This window comes from Gluconobacter sp. Dm-74, from assembly GCF_018256135.1.
Classification (GTDB): domain Bacteria; phylum Pseudomonadota; class Alphaproteobacteria; order Acetobacterales; family Acetobacteraceae; genus Gluconobacter; species Gluconobacter cadivus.
The window spans coordinates 111,786-127,348 of the sequence record NZ_JAERLX010000009.1; the positions used below are offsets into that span (position 1 = coordinate 111,786).

Consider the following 15,563-nt stretch of genomic DNA (forward strand, 5'->3'; position numbering starts at 1 on the left):
CTTACTTGTCGAACTTCATCTGCTGCTGCTCGCCTGTGACGCTCGGTGCGGTACCAAACATCGTGAAGGACGCAGTCTTGGCGAGGAACGGAAAAGCCAGCAGGATGCCACCGCAGATAAAGCCAGCCATGATCATGCCCGGCTTTGATCCTGCGTTCGGATTCCGCTGATGCTGCCACCAGCCGAAAACCGCCATCGCAAGCAGAATGCCACCGCCAATAAAGCAGAAGGCGTTCAGCGCCATGCCAAAGGCGTTCATCCCCTTCTGGGTTGCATCACGCGTGATGTCGTCAATAGCCTGAGCATGGGCTGCGGAAGCGAAAGCAAGAGATGACAATGCGGCAAGCGAAGGGGCCGCGACCATCAGGGAACGCTTCAGGTGTGTGTGGGAGGTCTGTGTCATAATGACTCCGGAATAGACGCTCTCGGCGTCAACTGTAGGGTGAAGGTGTGGGGTCACTGCACAAGCTTCAGTTCTTTGAGGAGTGCAGGACCAAGGACGTCTGCGTTCATCACGAGGAATCCCGCTATTCCCATGACCATGTTCAGGCCGGTGGAACTGTTGTTCGCGCCTTTCGCCCGGCCCATCTGACGCACGATCGCGAAATAGACGATCAGCGCGCCATAGGCTGCGAAATAGACATGAAAGACATTGAGGATGGCCGTCAGGGCAGCCAGCGGGCCGCCTTGGGCCGCCGTCATCAGGGTATCTGAAGAGAAGCTCATCTTGGTCGGTGTGCCGATGCCCGCATTGCCCTCGAAACCGAGGGTTCGGTTTCCCATATTGAGGAACTCGGGAAACGACAGGAAAGTCGCACCGACAAGGATCATCATCTCCGGAACCACGCCCTTGGAGAGTAATCCGTTACTGATGGATGAGCGCTGAAAAATGCCCATAACGCCGCTCAGAAGAAAGCAGCCTCCGCCGACGTAGCAGAGAAACGGGAGCAGCCAGGACAGCGCGGCACCAAGATCCTGAGCGAAGTCGAAGAGCCCTTCCATTTTAGTGGATCAGGCCTTTTGGAGTGCGCACGACCCATCGTGAGCCTGAAGACGTGATCGTGATGACGGGTCCCCAACCGGGAATAACGGAGCCGGCCTCGACGCGACTGGCATTGCCCTGTTCATCTTGAAGAATGGCAATTCCTGGCGCTCCTGCCTGCACTGTGTACTGGGGCAGATGAACAGGGGCGGGTTTCGGCGCGCTGGGTTCGGCGGAAGGGTGAGGCAGCGCGACATTTACGACCCGAGACGCAATGGGTGCGGCGTTGCTGTGGTCATGAGCAGGATGGAGGAGCGCGGACTGGCTCGCCTGGAGTGCGCGATCTGTCTGGTCTTCGTGATGCTGAAGCTCGTCAAGACGTCCCTTGAACTCGCCAAGACCGCGGTTTAGCGCCCCCGTCAGATTGTCCTGCATGGCATCGACGGTTTTCTGCAAGGCCGCGACATGATCGTCCAACGCCTTCAGCTGCTTGGCCATCTCGAGCTCGAGAGCTGCGTCCGGAGACGAGGATGCAGGTGACGCGACAGAAGGCACGGGTGCTGTGGCCGAAGCTACTGACACGATTGGCTGTGTCTGAGGCGCAGGTGCCGCCTGGCTCGTGGGAACCGCTGGGGCGTTCGGCGTTTGGTCCGCGACAGCGGGCGTCGTGGAGATGGTCGGAGCCGCTTTGACTGCCGCAGGCTTCGGGGCGGCAGGGGGGTCGATAGGGGCTGACATGCCCTCGCCTGCGAAAGGGTCGTCGCTTTGAGCTACCGATGGCTCCTGGGCCTGTTTCTCTGACACATCGGGCGTGCCGAGCGCTGGTGGCGTCAGCGCCAAGGGTTCCTTCCGAGCAGAAGCCACGGCAGGCACGTTCGATCTGGAGGGTACCGATACGCGTGCCGTGTCATTTACGAAAGGGATTGGAACGCCGAAATGCGCACCGACGGCCACAGCACCGCCAAGAAGACCTCCTGTCCCGAGCAACGCCAGCGCCGTTCCGACAAGTAGCCGAGTTCGTGGCGCGCGCGTGACGTGATGTTCCTCGTTACTTTGCGCATTCCGAGGCTTGCGGCCGTTCTCTGCCGCTGCCTCTGGCGCATGCGCCCGGGTACCCGGCAGCTCCGTCTCCTGTGGTATCGGGGCGTCTTCGGCCTGTGTGCCGGGCTGGTCTGGGGAGCGCTTCTGGGGCCGCAGCATCTCAACGACCCCTCCTGTGTCCTCACGGCGCATTGCGTTTCCTCGCATGCTAATGGTCCCTCCTGTATCGTGATTGCAGGATGCCAGAGGCCGTTGTGAGTGCAGTCAGGGGACGTCGACGGGGTCCGTGAAAATCACTCCGATAGGATCGTCCTTGTGCAAAAGGACCGTGGGGTTCTGCGGCGTTTGTTTTTGCAGGAGCTGGCCCATCTCCTGTCCGGCCCGTCCGGCACCGACGGCAAGCTGTTGAGGCAACGTCAGATGCGTAAACGAACTTACGCCAAGCCCGCTTGTGACGCTGTTTGTGTTTGAGTTCTGCATGGCGTTGCCAAGACCTTCGACAAAAGCAGCAGCGGCCGGAAGAAAGATGCGCGTCGCGAGATGCTCCTGAACTTCCGAAGCGAGGCCCGTTTCCATGGTGTCGGGTGCCACAGCATAAGCCGAGACCGGCAAAGGATCGCTGTCCCCGATCATAAGTTTATCGAACTTGATAACCAGCCGTTCGTCTTTGCGTTCAAAGGAGCCAGACAGCCTGTCGTGGGCCAGTGGTCCTGAATCAACTTCGACGAGTACGGGCGTGCCGGGATAGTCGCTATTGATGCCGAGTACGGAATGACCATAGACGCCTCGTCCTGCGGCAAGGAGCCTGTGGGTTGCCGGTTTTACCGTCGCCGCATTTTGTTGTGCAGCACTTGCGCTTGATGGAGAGGACTGCGGCTCTTGGGTAAAAGAGGCGTTCGCCTGCTTATGGGCGCTCGCTGCGACAGATTCGGCCGGAAGTTCCATGTCCAATGAGCCCGCCCGTCCGCTCCATGCTGCCAAAAGCTCGACCTCCTGCGCTTCGGAAAGTTCTCCCGGTCGCCGCACACGGCTGGCCGGTGGTGCTGGGGCGGCCTTTGTTCCTGCTGGAGCGCGCGTGAACTGGTTCACTGCGGGCGGTGGCGACGTGTGGGCTGTACCAGGCGGGGTGACGCCAGCTTGTGTTGCCGAACCCGTACCGGGCATCCCATTCAAAAGTGGCGCCTTATCGTCCCCAAGAGGCCTGTTTGTTGTCAGCGCACTCGCAAAAGATTTTCCATGGGCCTTAGCAGCATCGGCATCGGCCTTTTCTTTTTGGAGCGTCGCGCTGTCCAGCTTGTCGGAATGATTATTGCCTCCCGCAGGTGGCGCAAGGTTCGGGGTCTGCAACGCTGCCGATTTCGGTTTCGGCGCAGATCCGTGGCTCATGATGTACCACCCGCCCGCGGCGAAAAGCAGGAGGCCCGCAGCCGCAAAGGCGGGGCGGCGGGAGGACTTGATACTGGTTGCAAAGCCGCGAGCGGCCGAGCTCGGTCCTGATGGGGCGTCGGTCACGGGCCATCCTCCGAAAGTGTAGCTGAGACAATCCGGGCACCTGAGGACAACAGCACCTTTGATGTCTGCGGGATCTCATAGATTCCGACGTCGTATTCAGATTCATGAGCGGTTGGAGCTGGAGAAATCGGCGTGTAATCCGTGCGGAGGTACATTTTGTCCCCCAGCTTCCACGCTCTGATCCGATCCGGACTCACGCCAGAAACGACTAATGGAACAGCATCAGCGGGCGGTGCGCCATCGAGCATCGCGTCCAGATTGCGATCACCTGTGGCGGGCGCGTCGGGTTCAAGGTTCGGGGCGTCTTTTGCGTTTGGTCCGCGTGCAGCAACCCGCACAGTCAGGTCCGCGTCGTAGGTTCCCGTGCCACTGATAACCATAAATGATATTGGCTTTGGGGCTCCCTTGAGGTTGACCAGGAGACCACCGTGGGCATATCGCGAAATGGGCGTGAGCTGCAGAACATTAGACCCCGCTTCCGGTACGCAGGCGTTGATACCCACACTCCGCACGGCCGAGTTTTGCCCCTGTCCCTGTGCATCGCAGCCACCGCTTTTGTTGGTGGCAATATTCCACGCAATTGGCCATGCTTGGCCTGTTTCATCAAGAAACGTGATCGCTGCGGGATAATCCTGCGCAATTCTGATAATGTTGGTTTGAGCGCCGGGAGCGAGGGACACACGAACCGAACGGGATGCCGGAGTGGCGAGCCGATGCGGGTCGTCTTGCGCATCAAGGTTTCTTTGGCCCTGATCGAACCGGTCATAGAGGTTTTGCATCGCACTCGGCGGTGGCGGCAAACCCTCATAAATGGGATCAACCCGTGGCGCTCCATTGCTGTCCCGCGTGGTCTGTGCGCAGACCACCGTGTCGGGAACCGCTAGTAGCAGAATCCCGAGAACCATTTTGATTGCGACGTGCATTCAGCCCCCGTTATCGGCGGCGCGAGGCGCATTGAGTTCGGTGATGACAAGCCCATCAGGATGCTCGGGACTGTTGGTGCGCCTGATGGTTACGTCAACCGCCAGAAGATTGGTGGTCGAGCCCGACGCATTTTCCCATTTGAGCAGCATCGGAAATGAAACATGCCACTCATAGTCGCCCGTTCTTGTTTTTCCTTCGGAACGTATCGATGGCGCACTCTTCGGTGTGGCAGTCAGGAAAACACGTTTGGACTTAATAAACTCGATATTACCCGGCCCGGAGAAGGACTGGCCCCAGGCATTCCATGCGGGAAGGTCGAAGTCTTTGGCAGAGTTGTCCAGATGCTTCGCATAATTCACGAAATCCATCGTATAGAGATTGGTGACTTTCCTGGCGGCCCAATTGATCACCTCGGAATCCGAAAAATAAGGTTGATCCGTGACGATTAGCTCGCGGGGTTTCCCAAGTGAGTCATGGTAAATGTAGCGAACATGCGGTGTTTTCATTACCAACACCGTGAGCGCCAATCCAAGAATGACGTTCAGCACGAGACTTCCTGAAAACGCGATGAGTCCACGTTTGATGACGCGCTGAAGAAACTCGGGATCAAGAAGTCTTCGGCTGATAGCAGCAGACGCATTACGCATCAGTGAAAGCATCCGGATGCGCGTTTTTCGACGAGGCGACTGCCAAGGTAGCTGTAATGCTGCTGGCGACGGTCTTTCGGGTGTTGGAAGAAAACTGTGTTCGTGATGCCACAGGTCCGCGCGATCATCTGACTGGCGAGTGTTGCATTTTCGGCAACAGAAAATGGATTTTCGGTGGGAGATTTCCGTAACAAAGTGAAACCGGCCCGGCTTGGAAGGCCTGCTCTCTTCGCAGCCATGCAGACAGTATTATACTTCAGGCCGAAGTATTCAGAGATAAAGGCTGGTGAGTAGAGCCGCTTCCAGAGATCGGCCAGAAGATGCAGAGAATGGGTGTTCCAGATGGCTCTCCCAGACGCGGTTTTCGGGAAGACCCCTAATGTTGCAGATGCGAGACCCTGATCGAGCTTGGGAGCAATAAGCTGGTTTTTTCGTGCTTCTGCCGCACGTTGGCGCTTGAGCGTCAGCGGACGCCGGAGCCCGAGGCGCTTTGCCTTGTTCGTGACAGCCTGCGGAGTTCTTCCGATCCTTTCGGCAATGACTGTGATCGCCGTGTCGGTCGGATAGCATTTTACGAGCGCGTTCGTCTCATCCTGAGACCATAACCTTCTGGTGTTCGAGCGCTTTAACGAAGTTTTTTTACGTTCTATTAATACTTTTGTACCTGTCAGTAGGCGAGATACTCTTTCGGTAGGCACATTAGCCCATGGAAGAACCATGCTATGATGGAACGTCACTTCGTTATTCCTTGCCTGCATGGTATTCTATACATCCGGTAGATCGTTAATTTATCGTCATTCAGCCTAACCGGATGCGTCTCAAAATGTTACCGCAAGAGCGGCGTTTTTTGGGAACTGTGTATTTTTGCAACAGTGCGTGGAACGGGCAGCGGAGTACCGAAAATGGCCGCGTCCGCGTTCTGGGAATACCCCCGTTCCCATTTTGCATAGCTCACGTTTCAGTTTTTGGCCTCGATTGTGACGCAAACGGAACGTCTCGCGACTATGTTTTCCACTGCCAGACCAGTCACCTGTGGACGCCACGGTGCGGCGCGCACTCACATCTCGCATCATTAAAGTCGCTCACATGGAAACCGCTTTGGAGGGTCAAAGTGCCTGGTGAGACGAAAGAGCCGAAAAATCCCAAAAAAGGGTGGCTGACAGCAGATACCGCAAGGCAAATTCTTGCACCGATCGTCAAGCCTGCCCCGCAGTTGAACAAGCGTCCCTTAGGAACACCTCGGATTGCGCCGCAATGAAAGCCGGTCGAGAGCGTGGACGTCTAACTTATGTACCGCTGTTCGCAGCTTTGGGCTTCCGTCTGATTGCTCCGGCATTCGGGGCGGACTCTTCCACAGGCTGCCAGACACTGGTGCAAGCAGGGGCAACCGGCCTTGCTGCAGACCTGAAAGCAGACGATGCAACGATCCATCAGCCCAAATCCGTAACGAAGTTCACCTGCCTTGGGAACTTCTTCAACGGCGTTGGGCTGGATGTTGTGACGAACAGATTGAACGTCGCATCTCTTGCTGAGGCGGCAATGGGCAAGATCTGCTCGCAGCTTTCATCAGAATGGGACAGCCTCCAGAGTTCCGCCCATTGCGGTCTTTCTGTGACGGGGCTGGATACGAACTTCAATCTTGGTCTTGGGGCCGGGAGCTTTTGCCCGAACCTGAATTTTGGCGGCGGCGGCGACAGCCTGATTAATGCCGGGACGAATACGACCGGTAACCAGAGCTGGGACGTCACCGGGCAGAGCCAGCTTCCGTCTGGATACAGTTTTGAAGCGATTGGTTCGAGCACTGGCATCTCCCAGGTGACCCAATGACGCGCCTCCTTGAAAGAGCCGGACGCTTGGGGGGTGTGAGCCTTCTTGTTTTCACGCTCGCCACCGTTGCTGCCCCGAAACCGGCTTACGCCTTTTTTGATTCAGCTGCGATCGTGGGCGCAATCAGCACGCTCCAGGGCGCGATGAACAGCGTCATAACAACGGCCCAGAAAGTCCTGAACAGCACGCTCGGCCTCATTAACGGCAGTCTCGGAGACGGCTTTACGCAGCTAAGCAACTACATGAAGGCGCAGGTTGGCGCGCAGGAACAGATAGCTGACGCCAACAACATGGTTCAGGCCGAACTTGCCCGAGACGTTCGGGCAGCTCAGCAACGCGATAACCATGAGACCAACAGACAGGATTGCCTCAATCTGGAGGGAGGGCAGGCTGCCGTTGTCGCGGCGCGAAATGGTGCGGCCGTCGCGACGGCTCTTGATAGCGGCAAGGACAAGCGGACACAGGCCGGTAAAGGAACGCCGTCCTGGGAAGGTGCAGGGCAGGGCGCACAGGCCAATAATAACCGCCATTTCACGCTTTACTGCTCGGATGCAGAAGCGGACGCGGGTGTTTGTTCGCTCGCATCCGCAGACCAGCAGAATGCAGATCAGGACGCCACCAGCCTGTTAACGCCCCCGGCTTATCAGGATCAGGCCTCGATCGACCGCGCCAATGATTATGTTACGACACTGATCCAGCCGGTTGCGCCTGCCGCGCTGCGCGGAAGCGCCCTGACCTCTGTGGATGGGCAGTCCGCCCTTCCGGGTCGCCGTGCCTATAATGCCGCCATTTCGCTCGCCCATCACGTCGGAGACGACATTATCGGGTGGCACGCGAACACCGTGACGCTGAGTGCTGCCCAAAAGGCAGAGGCAGTCCGTGAGGGTTACACCAACACGTCGGTTGGCTCCGAAAGCGAAGCCACTGAACTGGAAATCAACCGGAAATACAGTGGCACTGACTGGCAGGCAGATCTGCAGGCGATGCCCTCCGACAAATCGGTCCTGGTCCAGATCGCGCTGCTGGACGCGCAGCGTAACTGGATTGCCTGGCAGCAGTTCAAACTGGACCAGACCCGGGCGCTGATGGAGGCCAACAGGCTCGCGACCTCCGCTGAGCAAAGGCTTCGGGCGGTTTCGCCTCTGCCAGTTCCCACCACAACACTCCCCTGAATGTCTCGAATAGGAATGACCATGTCGGGTACTCTTACTCAGCAAGGGCCGTTAGGCTACGTCCTGCAGGCCCTTGATACTCATCAGTCCACCATCCCCGCAGCTGAGCGCGGGCTTGCGAAAGATCTGTCTGACCTGACGGCACGACTGCAGGAAAACCCTGCATTGGAAAGCGATCCAAAGTTCACGGTTCAGGTGGCCTGGCTTGTCCAGGACTGGAAGGCTCTGAGCGGAACCGGTGCAGAGCCGCAGATCCCGCCCATTCTCGCGGCTGGCCTGAAGGCCCATGGCACAGATCTGCCGGGGCTGGAGAACGAAGAAATCAAAGCCCTTCTGGCGCAGGCTGGCTCGCTTGAAGATCGAGATCTCGTCCGTGATCTCCGTAAAACAGCGCTTGAGATGTCCGAAATGTCTCCGGAAGAACAGGCTTCCGTTGCGGCTGCACGGCTGGCTGCCGTTCTGGACTATCGCATCACCATGTCACTGTCGGGCACTCCCGCCCGTGCGCAACAGATCGAGCCAGAGCCGTCACCTCGCCTGGATGCGCAGCCGTCCGAGCCAGCAGGGACATTGGCGCCGGAGCCCGCGCCGGAGGGGACAGTTTCTCCTGAAGTTCAGCCACCGGCTTCCGCTGAACTGCCACAGCCGACTGTGACGGAGCCTGAGCCTCCTGGTGCCCAAAGCGAGAGCGAGTCACAAGAGCCTCAGCAAGCGCCCCAGAGGCAGCGCGAGATCCTAGAGCCTGGCCTTCCTCCGAATGACCCGTTTGAGGACGAAGGATATCTACAGTCTCTTGAGGAAGAGGCCGGTCCTTTTCGGGAAAATGATGAATTCGAGGGCGACCGTTCCCCTTCTGGGTCGCAGGGAGAAATGGAAGCGCCACGGTCACAAGGTGCTGCAGAGGAAGATCGTACGGTACATCGTGACGATCAGAGTAAGGCCGATCAGGCGGAAAAAGAAGAGCCTCAGGAGACCAAGAAGCCAGCCCCAAGCGCTAATGCAAGCAATAGGACGTCCCAACCCGATGCGGATCAGGCAGCCGTGGAACACAAGCCGAAGGCAGAGAGTAAGCTAAATCAGCCTGACGAAAAAGTTGCGGCAACCGCTGCCACGGCGGCCAATCGACGCGGCTTGGCCGACTTTATGAGTGATCTGGTGGGTAAGAGCGACGACCGCCAGATCCAGAACCGAACGCGAAAGGTCAAGGAAGCGGCCCGTCAAGTCGAAGAAGATCTAGGCGCTCTCAAACGCGTCGGCCGAGAGTTTTTTGAAGCCTTTGCCAAAGCCGCGTCAGAGCCTGGACAATCAGAAAGTTCTGTCATTGCGGGCATGACCGACGATGGGAGTCATAAGGCGCTTCGCGCACAGCTCACTGCGTCTCTGGAGAAGACGCCCGGCTTCGCAGAGTCCTGGGAAAAGCTTCGCAAGTCGTCCCAGCGATTGGGCAAAGAGGTCGAAGTTTTAGGCGAAGAAGCCTCTAAGCGGGACGCCTCAAGCGATCCCACTGTTCAGAGCACAGAAGAAACCGCCGCAAGTGTCGCAAAGAAGCTGGAATCTCTTCCGGGCCAGGAACCGGGCAAGGACTTCCTGAAGGAAGTTGGCGCGGCTCTGCAGCGTCTGGTGGACCGTTTCCATGATTTTTTTACCAAAGATCGAAAGCAGGGCCAGGAGCAAAGTCGCGATAACAGCCCGAGCCCCGAGGTCTAAAAACAATGCACCAGTTCATGCGGCTCCTTAGAGCGTCACGGCCCTTCCGGGCGGTCATCATGACAGTCGTTTCCCTTGGGGGAACTATGGGATCCGCCTATGCCGGAACCACGGCAGACAGCGTGAGCTGGAGCAACCTGAGTGCGGGCGACGACTGGTCCGCCCGCGTGCTCGACAGTCTCTTTCCGATGTCAGGGGGTACAGAGACAGCCACAGGCACAATGCTGCAGTATATTTCGGCTTATGCGATGCTGATTGCAGCGTTCTGGATCAGCTATGCCTCCATCCTGCAGGTTCATAAGACAGCAGAGAGCGGGAAGATTTTCTCTGCAAGTTTCTCGGGGTGGGTGCCGCTGCGCGTTGTTGTAGCACTCGGCCTGATGGTGCCGATCCCTGCAAATGGAGGCTTCTCGGTCGGGCAGGCGCTCGTCGTGCAGGGTGCGAAAACGGCAATCGGGATGGCTCGCAACCTGACGGATGTTGTGGCCAAATCCATCGGCCCGGATGCTTTGCCCCTTGCCGAACCAATTATACCGGGGACCCGACCGGTCGTTATGGCGGTGATGGAAAGCGAACTGTGCCGCGCTCTGGTCAATAAGGCCTCAAACAATCCTGACCTCATGCCCGAACCCAAGATTTCCAATCCCGGGAACGGTTCGCCCGTGACCGTCGATTACAGCCTTGCGGTCGGCGAAGCGACGGCTGCGGTAACGTGCGGCAGTATTTCGGTCATGATCCCACAGCAGCTCGAACAGCAGATGCTCGGTTCAAATCTCGATTTGTCGGATGTCGCAACTAAGCAGGTCCAGGCGCTGCAGAATCTGATCAGCGCGGTGCGCACGCCCATGTCCTCTCTCGCGGATACGATATGGCAGACCCGGGACGTGACTGCCCTGCGCTCTATGGATGGCGTACTGACTGCGCAAAATACGTCCTATTCGAGTGCGCTGAGTGAAGCGGCCACTGCCATGATCAGCAAGATCCGCGCGCAGTATTCTTCAGATGGCAACGGCTCGAATGATGCCGGATACGTGGCGATGAAAAACCTCGGATGGAGCGGCCTGGGAGCTTACTACCTTGAGATCTCCCGCCTTAATGCAGAAGTGCTGTCCATGTCCTCCATTGTCCCCTCGGTCACGCAGCCAAGCTGGCAGGGATTGGGGTCCTTTCTCTCCAAAGATCTTGCGGGTCCAATCACGGCAATCGAACAGTATCAGGCTGCCGAGGAGCAGAAGCTCTCCACGTCAGATAGTCCCAGTGCGCCGAACGGGGCGACAAGGCTCTTCAGTAGTGCGGCTTTGCCCAGCTCCGGGCAATCCGCTCTGGACCATATACTTCAGGCGCTCGGCATCACGAACGGGGTGATGACGCTGATCGTCAATCATCTCCTCTCGCCAACATCCGGGAGCGACTGGACCGACCCTCTCGGGGCAATGATCGGGCTTGGCCATCTTCTGATCCACACGGCACTGGCAATTATTGGCGGCGCGGCGGTACTCAGTAGCAAGACAGGCGCGGGGCTCGCAACAGCGGCCAATCTTGCGTCGGGGGATGTCCCTGCTGCCATCGCTTCTGCCGGCAGCTTTGCACTGAGCGGTCTGATCAACGCCCTGCTCACGCCCGTCTTTGCGGCGGCGTTCTCCCTGCTCGCGCCCGGCATTACGCTTGCATACGTCCTCCCGATGACACCGTTTGCGTATTGGATGGCAGGCGTCGCGGGATGGTACATCGTCGTGGTCGAAGCCGTGGTAGGCGTTCCGCTGTGGATGCTGGCGCATCTAGTCTTTCAGGGAGAGGGCCTCCATGGCCGCGGAAACCGTGGCTACGAAGTGCTGTTCACAATTGTCTTTCGCCCGGTGATGATGATTTCGGGTCTTGTGCTCAGTTACACGATTTTTGCCTCGATCTCCTGGCTGGTCATGAAGGCTTTTTCGATCGCAACAGGCTTTGTTTTCGAGCGTGGCTGGCTTCTGGACAATTTCATTGGTCTGATTGTCCTGCTCTGCATGTTCGTCACAATGGAGATGAGCATCGCCGTCATGTGCTTCAGGCTGATCTCAACTCTACCCCACCATATCCCTGCGATGGCGGGCATGACGAGTATTGGTCGTGTGGACAGTGACGACTTCAATGACAAGTCGACCGGCCGGGGGATCGCCGCTCCCACAGATAAAGCGGCAAAACTGGCTCGCGATACGGTTTCGAATGTGAGTGCAAGCGGGAACGGGCAGAATACCGTCGACAACAACGATGCCGAGCCAGTAGACTCTACCACCAGAGCTCTCATGCAGATCTCTGGTCGCGCCGAAGATTAGGGAGAACGATGATGGGAGACATTCTAGACTATGATAAGCTCTGCCGCATCACGCAGGCTACCGAAAGAATGGCGAAGGCTGCCGGTCAGTCGGTTCCCCTGGCCGCCTATAATCAGGTTGTAGATCTTCACAACGATCTTGTGCAGCGATACGACGCCCTCGCAGAAAAATACGCGGTGGCTAATCGTGGCCTTGATGAGATGGAGCAGAACCGAAATGAGTGGCAGACTTGGGGGCGCGAAACACGCGACCTGTGGCGAGGCCGAGCTGAGAAAGCTGAAGCGCGTGTTGTCGCACTCGAAGCCGAGCTAAAGGCAAAGGGTAACAGGTCTTGACGGTCATTACGTTGAGGCAAGGTGTTGCGGGCATGGCTTTACTCTGTAGCCTGTCAGCCTGCGCTCACGGCAACATCCGTTCGCTCTCGTCTTACAATGTGCCACCACCACCCAAGGTGAAGCAGCCGCTTTACGATCCTTACGCGCCCTACGGGTCTGCGCCCGTAACCTGGCGTCCTGCGCTGGCGACCCGCGCCGGCACCATTGTCAAACCTAATGATCCGGTCGATCAGGGTGATCGCCCTAATTATGAAAAGGCCGCCTGGTCGATTGACCGCAAAGCCGCCCAGTCCGGGACGTTCTGAGACGTCCCGGAGACTGGCCTTATCGAGGCCAGAGCAGCCGCCCGTCCGAAAGATACTCCGAGAGTTTTCCGGCACGCCCTGTCCGGGCCTGCCAGTTTGAGAAGCCCTGGATAATAAACTGGCTTCCCAGAACAATCGCACAGGCGAGCGCTTCCACACAGGACGCACTGAGCGCAGCCCCCCCGCTCCACATGAGGAGCATCACCCACCAGAGGCTCGCTAGCAGACAGAGCGTGCCATACAGTTGCCCCAGGGTGCGGGTGCGCTTACGGATTGCAGCCATTTGCGGCGACCGGACAGACTGGTCCTCTAACGTCGTCTGATCCACGGGCTGGATCACAGGAACGTCCTGAAGGATCCGAAGACCCTGCTGCGCCGTGCGCAGACCCGGCCTCAGCGCAAAGATAAACGGAAAGACGAGCCATAATGCGGCTCGTCCGGCCCGCTGCTTCACGGTCGGACGACCGCTCACGCGTGAAGGCTCGCGAGAAACGCATCGAGATCGTCTGGCAGTCCCGCCTCAACATGCGGGGTGCCGGTGCGATCCTTCCACACGAAGGTTGGCGTTCCTCTCAGACCGATCGCATGAGCGGCAGAGAGATTTAGCATCAGGCTGGCGCCCGCCGTGTCGGATGTTGTGTGGCCTGGAACAGCATGGCCAAGGTCATCGATCTGGTTCCAGAGTGCAGCCATGTCATGCTGCTTTGCAGAGAGCATCTGCTGCGCAGCCGGCGTACTGGCGCCCTTGTTCTCATGATCGTTGATCGAGACCGGTACGATCGCAAGCTGTAGCCGGCCGGAAGCAACAGCGGGCTTGAGGGCCGCGTAGGCACGGGTCGAGAACGGGCAGAGCGGATCGATGAACATATAGACGCGGGGTGCCGTGTCCTGCCCCTCAAGCCCGAAGGCAACCGCCTTCACGCGCTCAACAGGATCCACTGCAGGAGGTGCAGACGTCGCTGAGGGCGCGCCCGGCCTTGAGCCCTGACCTGAGCCAGAGGGAGTCCATTGCACGGTCGGGATCGCACCCGGGATCGATGAGACCTGATCGCGCGTGATGTTATGGCCGGTCGCATCCCACATGACCCCTCCGATTTCGGCCAGATGATCGGGCGTCAGGTAAAAGACACGGAACTGCGTGCCGCTCCGGGCGAAGACCGCCTCAAGACCATGTTCGGATTTGAGCCGATAGAGTTGTGCGCCCTGGCTCGCAAGGCGGGTCAAAGCAGGTGAGGCGGCAATATCGGCGGCGGGCAGCGTTGGCCCCATCTCCGGCATAACAGGTACAGGCCGTGACGGGGGGGAGCCACCGGTAGCATGGATTGGCTCGGCGGCAGGGCAGGTCGAGGCTCCGAGGGCAACAGCCGGGAGCCCGAGCATCAGCATCGGGATGAAAGAGCGCATGGGTTTGATCCTCCTGCGGACATCATAACGGGCGCACATGTGAGTGCGATCCGAGCGTGTCAATCAGACTCGTGTTCGCACTCACATTCGGATCGGTCAGACTATGGGGAGGTACTTTCTAAAGGATTCTGCACCATGCGCCTTCGCTTCTGGCTCGCCGTCTGTGTCTCGCTGGCGGCTCTTCCGGTCTCCCAGGCCACAGCACAGCATCTGGCGCCGGAGCAGCTGGACAGGCTGTCGCAGGAGCGTCAGTCGGAGATCGGTTCCCGCAACTGGGGTCCGCCCCCGACAGTCACGCAGGCCCCGCAGACGCTGCATGCCACGCCGGTTCCCGTGACCTGTCGCAGTCCCGCCCACGACTTCGAGCCGCTTTTTGCCGAGCCGCGTCGTGGTGCGGTCCATGTTGGAACAGCCGCTCCGCAGATCGCGGTGACGGACACGGTCTTTCAGGGCTGGCGGCAGGTTCTGCGCTCGGGGACGACGTTTGCCTGGATCCCGGAGGCCGATGTCGTGGCCTATCGCCCGCTCGTGGACGGCGCGTCCCGGGCCTGTGTTGTCTCTGGTGAGAACGCGGCCGGGATGGTCCTGTTTACGCATCCGGCCAAGTGAAAGCCTTCCCGGTTCTGACGCTACTGACCCTCGGCGTGAGCAGTCCTGTCACTGCTGCGTTCGGGGCAGTGCCTGAGCAGATCGTGCCGACCAACCCGGAACCCGGTTCGCCCGTCTTTACGCGGCCCTCGACCGCGACGACGACTGGCGGGACCACCGCCACATCCTCGTATCAGGGCGCCTGGGGCACGGCGGATGCGTATGGGACGCTGATGGCACAGACCTATGGGGCAGACGCGGTGGCTGCGGCGCAGGCGGCCGGGATCAATCCGGACACTCTGGCGGCGTTCGGGCAGATTGAAAGCCATTTCCAGAATGTCGGGAATACGTCCTCAAGTGCACAGGGGGTCTGGCAGGTCACGGATGGCACCTGGAACCAGTATGCCTCAGAACTCGGTCTGAGTGCCGCGGACCGCGCCGATCTCGTCGCCCAGGCCAAGGTGGCGAGCGCCATCATCAGCGATTACGCGTCCGCCGTGAGTCGCTCGACAGGCGCACCGGCCACCGGAACGCAGGTCTATGGCGCCTACATGTTCGGCACCAAGGCCGGCGCGGCCATAGCAACCGAATCAAATGCGAGCACGCCGCTCAGCCAGTATGTCTCCGCCAAAACGCTCGCGGCCAACAATATGAGCGGCTGGACGGTGGGTCAGTACCAGCAGACGGTGGCCAGCCGCATGGGCAGCGGGGCTTCGGAGGCCGTCACAGGGGGCGTTTGCGGGAGGGGGCGGAATCCTACGCTAAGGATTTGGGCCAGCGATATTCCCCGGTTAGATTGATGTG

The 15,563-nt window shown here is 59.1% G+C and carries 17 protein-coding genes; 8 read left to right on the forward strand and 9 right to left on the reverse strand.

The features are described 5' to 3' along the window. Nucleotide 1 precedes the first annotated feature (1 nt). From JK208_RS12535 to JK208_RS12565, 7 genes are read right to left on the reverse strand one after another with little or no spacing between them, the layout of a single operon-like run. On the reverse strand, nt 2-403 hold the full coding sequence (locus JK208_RS12535; RefSeq protein ID WP_062106757.1) for a hypothetical protein: 402 nt from the start codon (nt 401-403) through the stop codon (nt 2-4). A gap of 53 nt (nt 404-456) precedes the next feature. After that, nucleotides 457-1,002, reverse strand: coding sequence for a hypothetical protein (locus tag JK208_RS12540; RefSeq protein ID WP_062106755.1), 546 nt, complete (start codon nt 1,000-1,002; stop codon nt 457-459). Between the two features lies 1 nt (nt 1,003). Then, on the reverse strand, nt 1,004-2,230 hold the full coding sequence (locus tag JK208_RS12545) for a hypothetical protein (RefSeq protein ID WP_249202141.1): 1,227 nt from the start codon (nt 2,228-2,230) through the stop codon (nt 1,004-1,006). A 57-nt stretch (nt 2,231-2,287) separates the two neighbouring features. Beyond that, a complete protein-coding gene (locus JK208_RS16155; protein ID WP_338085341.1) occupies nt 2,288-3,535 on the reverse strand; it encodes a DotG/IcmE/VirB10 family protein in 1,248 nt (415 codons plus the stop codon). Continuing rightward, nucleotides 3,532-4,458, reverse strand: a complete 927-nt coding sequence (locus tag JK208_RS12555) for a DotH/IcmK family type IV secretion protein (protein WP_099287112.1) — start codon at nt 4,456-4,458, stop codon at nt 3,532-3,534. The genes JK208_RS16155 and JK208_RS12555 overlap by 4 nt, the downstream gene beginning before the upstream one ends. Then, complete coding sequence (locus JK208_RS12560) at nt 4,459-5,106, reverse strand: DotI/IcmL family type IV secretion protein (protein WP_099287111.1); 648 nt, start codon at nt 5,104-5,106, stop codon at nt 4,459-4,461. Then, on the reverse strand, nt 5,106-5,843 hold the full coding sequence (locus JK208_RS12565) for a hypothetical protein (RefSeq protein ID WP_338085340.1): 738 nt from the start codon (nt 5,841-5,843) through the stop codon (nt 5,106-5,108). Before JK208_RS12565 ends, JK208_RS12560 begins: the two co-directional genes overlap by 1 nt. Before the next feature lie 517 nt (nt 5,844-6,360). Here JK208_RS12565 and JK208_RS12570 point away from each other — a divergent pair. The 6 genes from JK208_RS12570 to JK208_RS12595 are packed head-to-tail and all read left to right on the forward strand — an operon-like array spanning nt 6,361 to nt 12,767. Further along, on the forward strand, nt 6,361-6,933 hold the full coding sequence (locus tag JK208_RS12570) for a hypothetical protein (RefSeq protein ID WP_249198572.1): 573 nt from the start codon (nt 6,361-6,363) through the stop codon (nt 6,931-6,933). Nucleotides 6,934-6,968: 35 nt separating this feature from the next. Continuing rightward, on the forward strand, nt 6,969-8,105 hold the full coding sequence (locus JK208_RS12575; protein WP_248845612.1) for a hypothetical protein: 1,137 nt from the start codon (nt 6,969-6,971) through the stop codon (nt 8,103-8,105). 21 nt (nt 8,106-8,126) lie between these two features. Beyond that, nucleotides 8,127-9,812: a hypothetical protein gene (locus JK208_RS12580; protein WP_211503453.1), complete on the forward strand. Its 1,686-nt coding sequence runs from the start codon at nt 8,127-8,129 to the stop codon at nt 9,810-9,812. 59 nt (nt 9,813-9,871) lie between these two features. After that, complete coding sequence (locus tag JK208_RS12585) at nt 9,872-12,127, forward strand: DotA/TraY family protein (protein ID WP_249198573.1); 2,256 nt, start codon at nt 9,872-9,874, stop codon at nt 12,125-12,127. Nucleotides 12,128-12,135: 8 nt separating this feature from the next. Then, nucleotides 12,136-12,462 carry a hypothetical protein gene (locus JK208_RS12590; RefSeq protein ID WP_249202142.1) on the forward strand — a complete coding sequence of 109 codons (327 nt, stop codon included), beginning with the start codon at nt 12,136-12,138 and terminating at the stop codon, nt 12,460-12,462. A 32-nt stretch (nt 12,463-12,494) separates the two neighbouring features. After that, nucleotides 12,495-12,767, forward strand: coding sequence for a hypothetical protein (locus JK208_RS12595; RefSeq protein WP_249202143.1), 273 nt, complete (start codon nt 12,495-12,497; stop codon nt 12,765-12,767). Between the two features lie 19 nt (nt 12,768-12,786). On the opposite strand, the gene JK208_RS12600 is transcribed toward JK208_RS12595, so the two are convergent. Together JK208_RS12600 and JK208_RS12605 are read right to left on the reverse strand one after the other, a co-directional pair. Continuing rightward, nucleotides 12,787-13,239 (reverse strand): hypothetical protein, encoded by a 453-nt coding sequence (locus JK208_RS12600; RefSeq protein WP_211505925.1) that lies wholly within the window; start codon nt 13,237-13,239, stop codon nt 12,787-12,789. Beyond that, nucleotides 13,236-14,171 (reverse strand): DsbC family protein, encoded by a 936-nt coding sequence (locus JK208_RS12605; RefSeq protein ID WP_211505924.1) that lies wholly within the window; start codon nt 14,169-14,171, stop codon nt 13,236-13,238. Before JK208_RS12605 ends, JK208_RS12600 begins: the two co-directional genes overlap by 4 nt. 135 nt (nt 14,172-14,306) lie before the next feature. Between JK208_RS12605 and JK208_RS12610 the strand changes: the two genes are divergently transcribed. Beyond that, the gene (locus JK208_RS12610; protein WP_211576409.1) at nt 14,307-14,780 is read left to right on the forward strand and encodes a hypothetical protein; all 474 of its coding nucleotides are present in this window, start codon (nt 14,307-14,309) and stop codon (nt 14,778-14,780) included. A gap of 35 nt (nt 14,781-14,815) precedes the next feature. Further along, complete coding sequence (locus JK208_RS12615) at nt 14,816-15,559, forward strand: transglycosylase SLT domain-containing protein (RefSeq protein ID WP_349291994.1); 744 nt, start codon at nt 14,816-14,818, stop codon at nt 15,557-15,559. Nucleotides 15,560-15,563 lie beyond the last annotated feature (4 nt).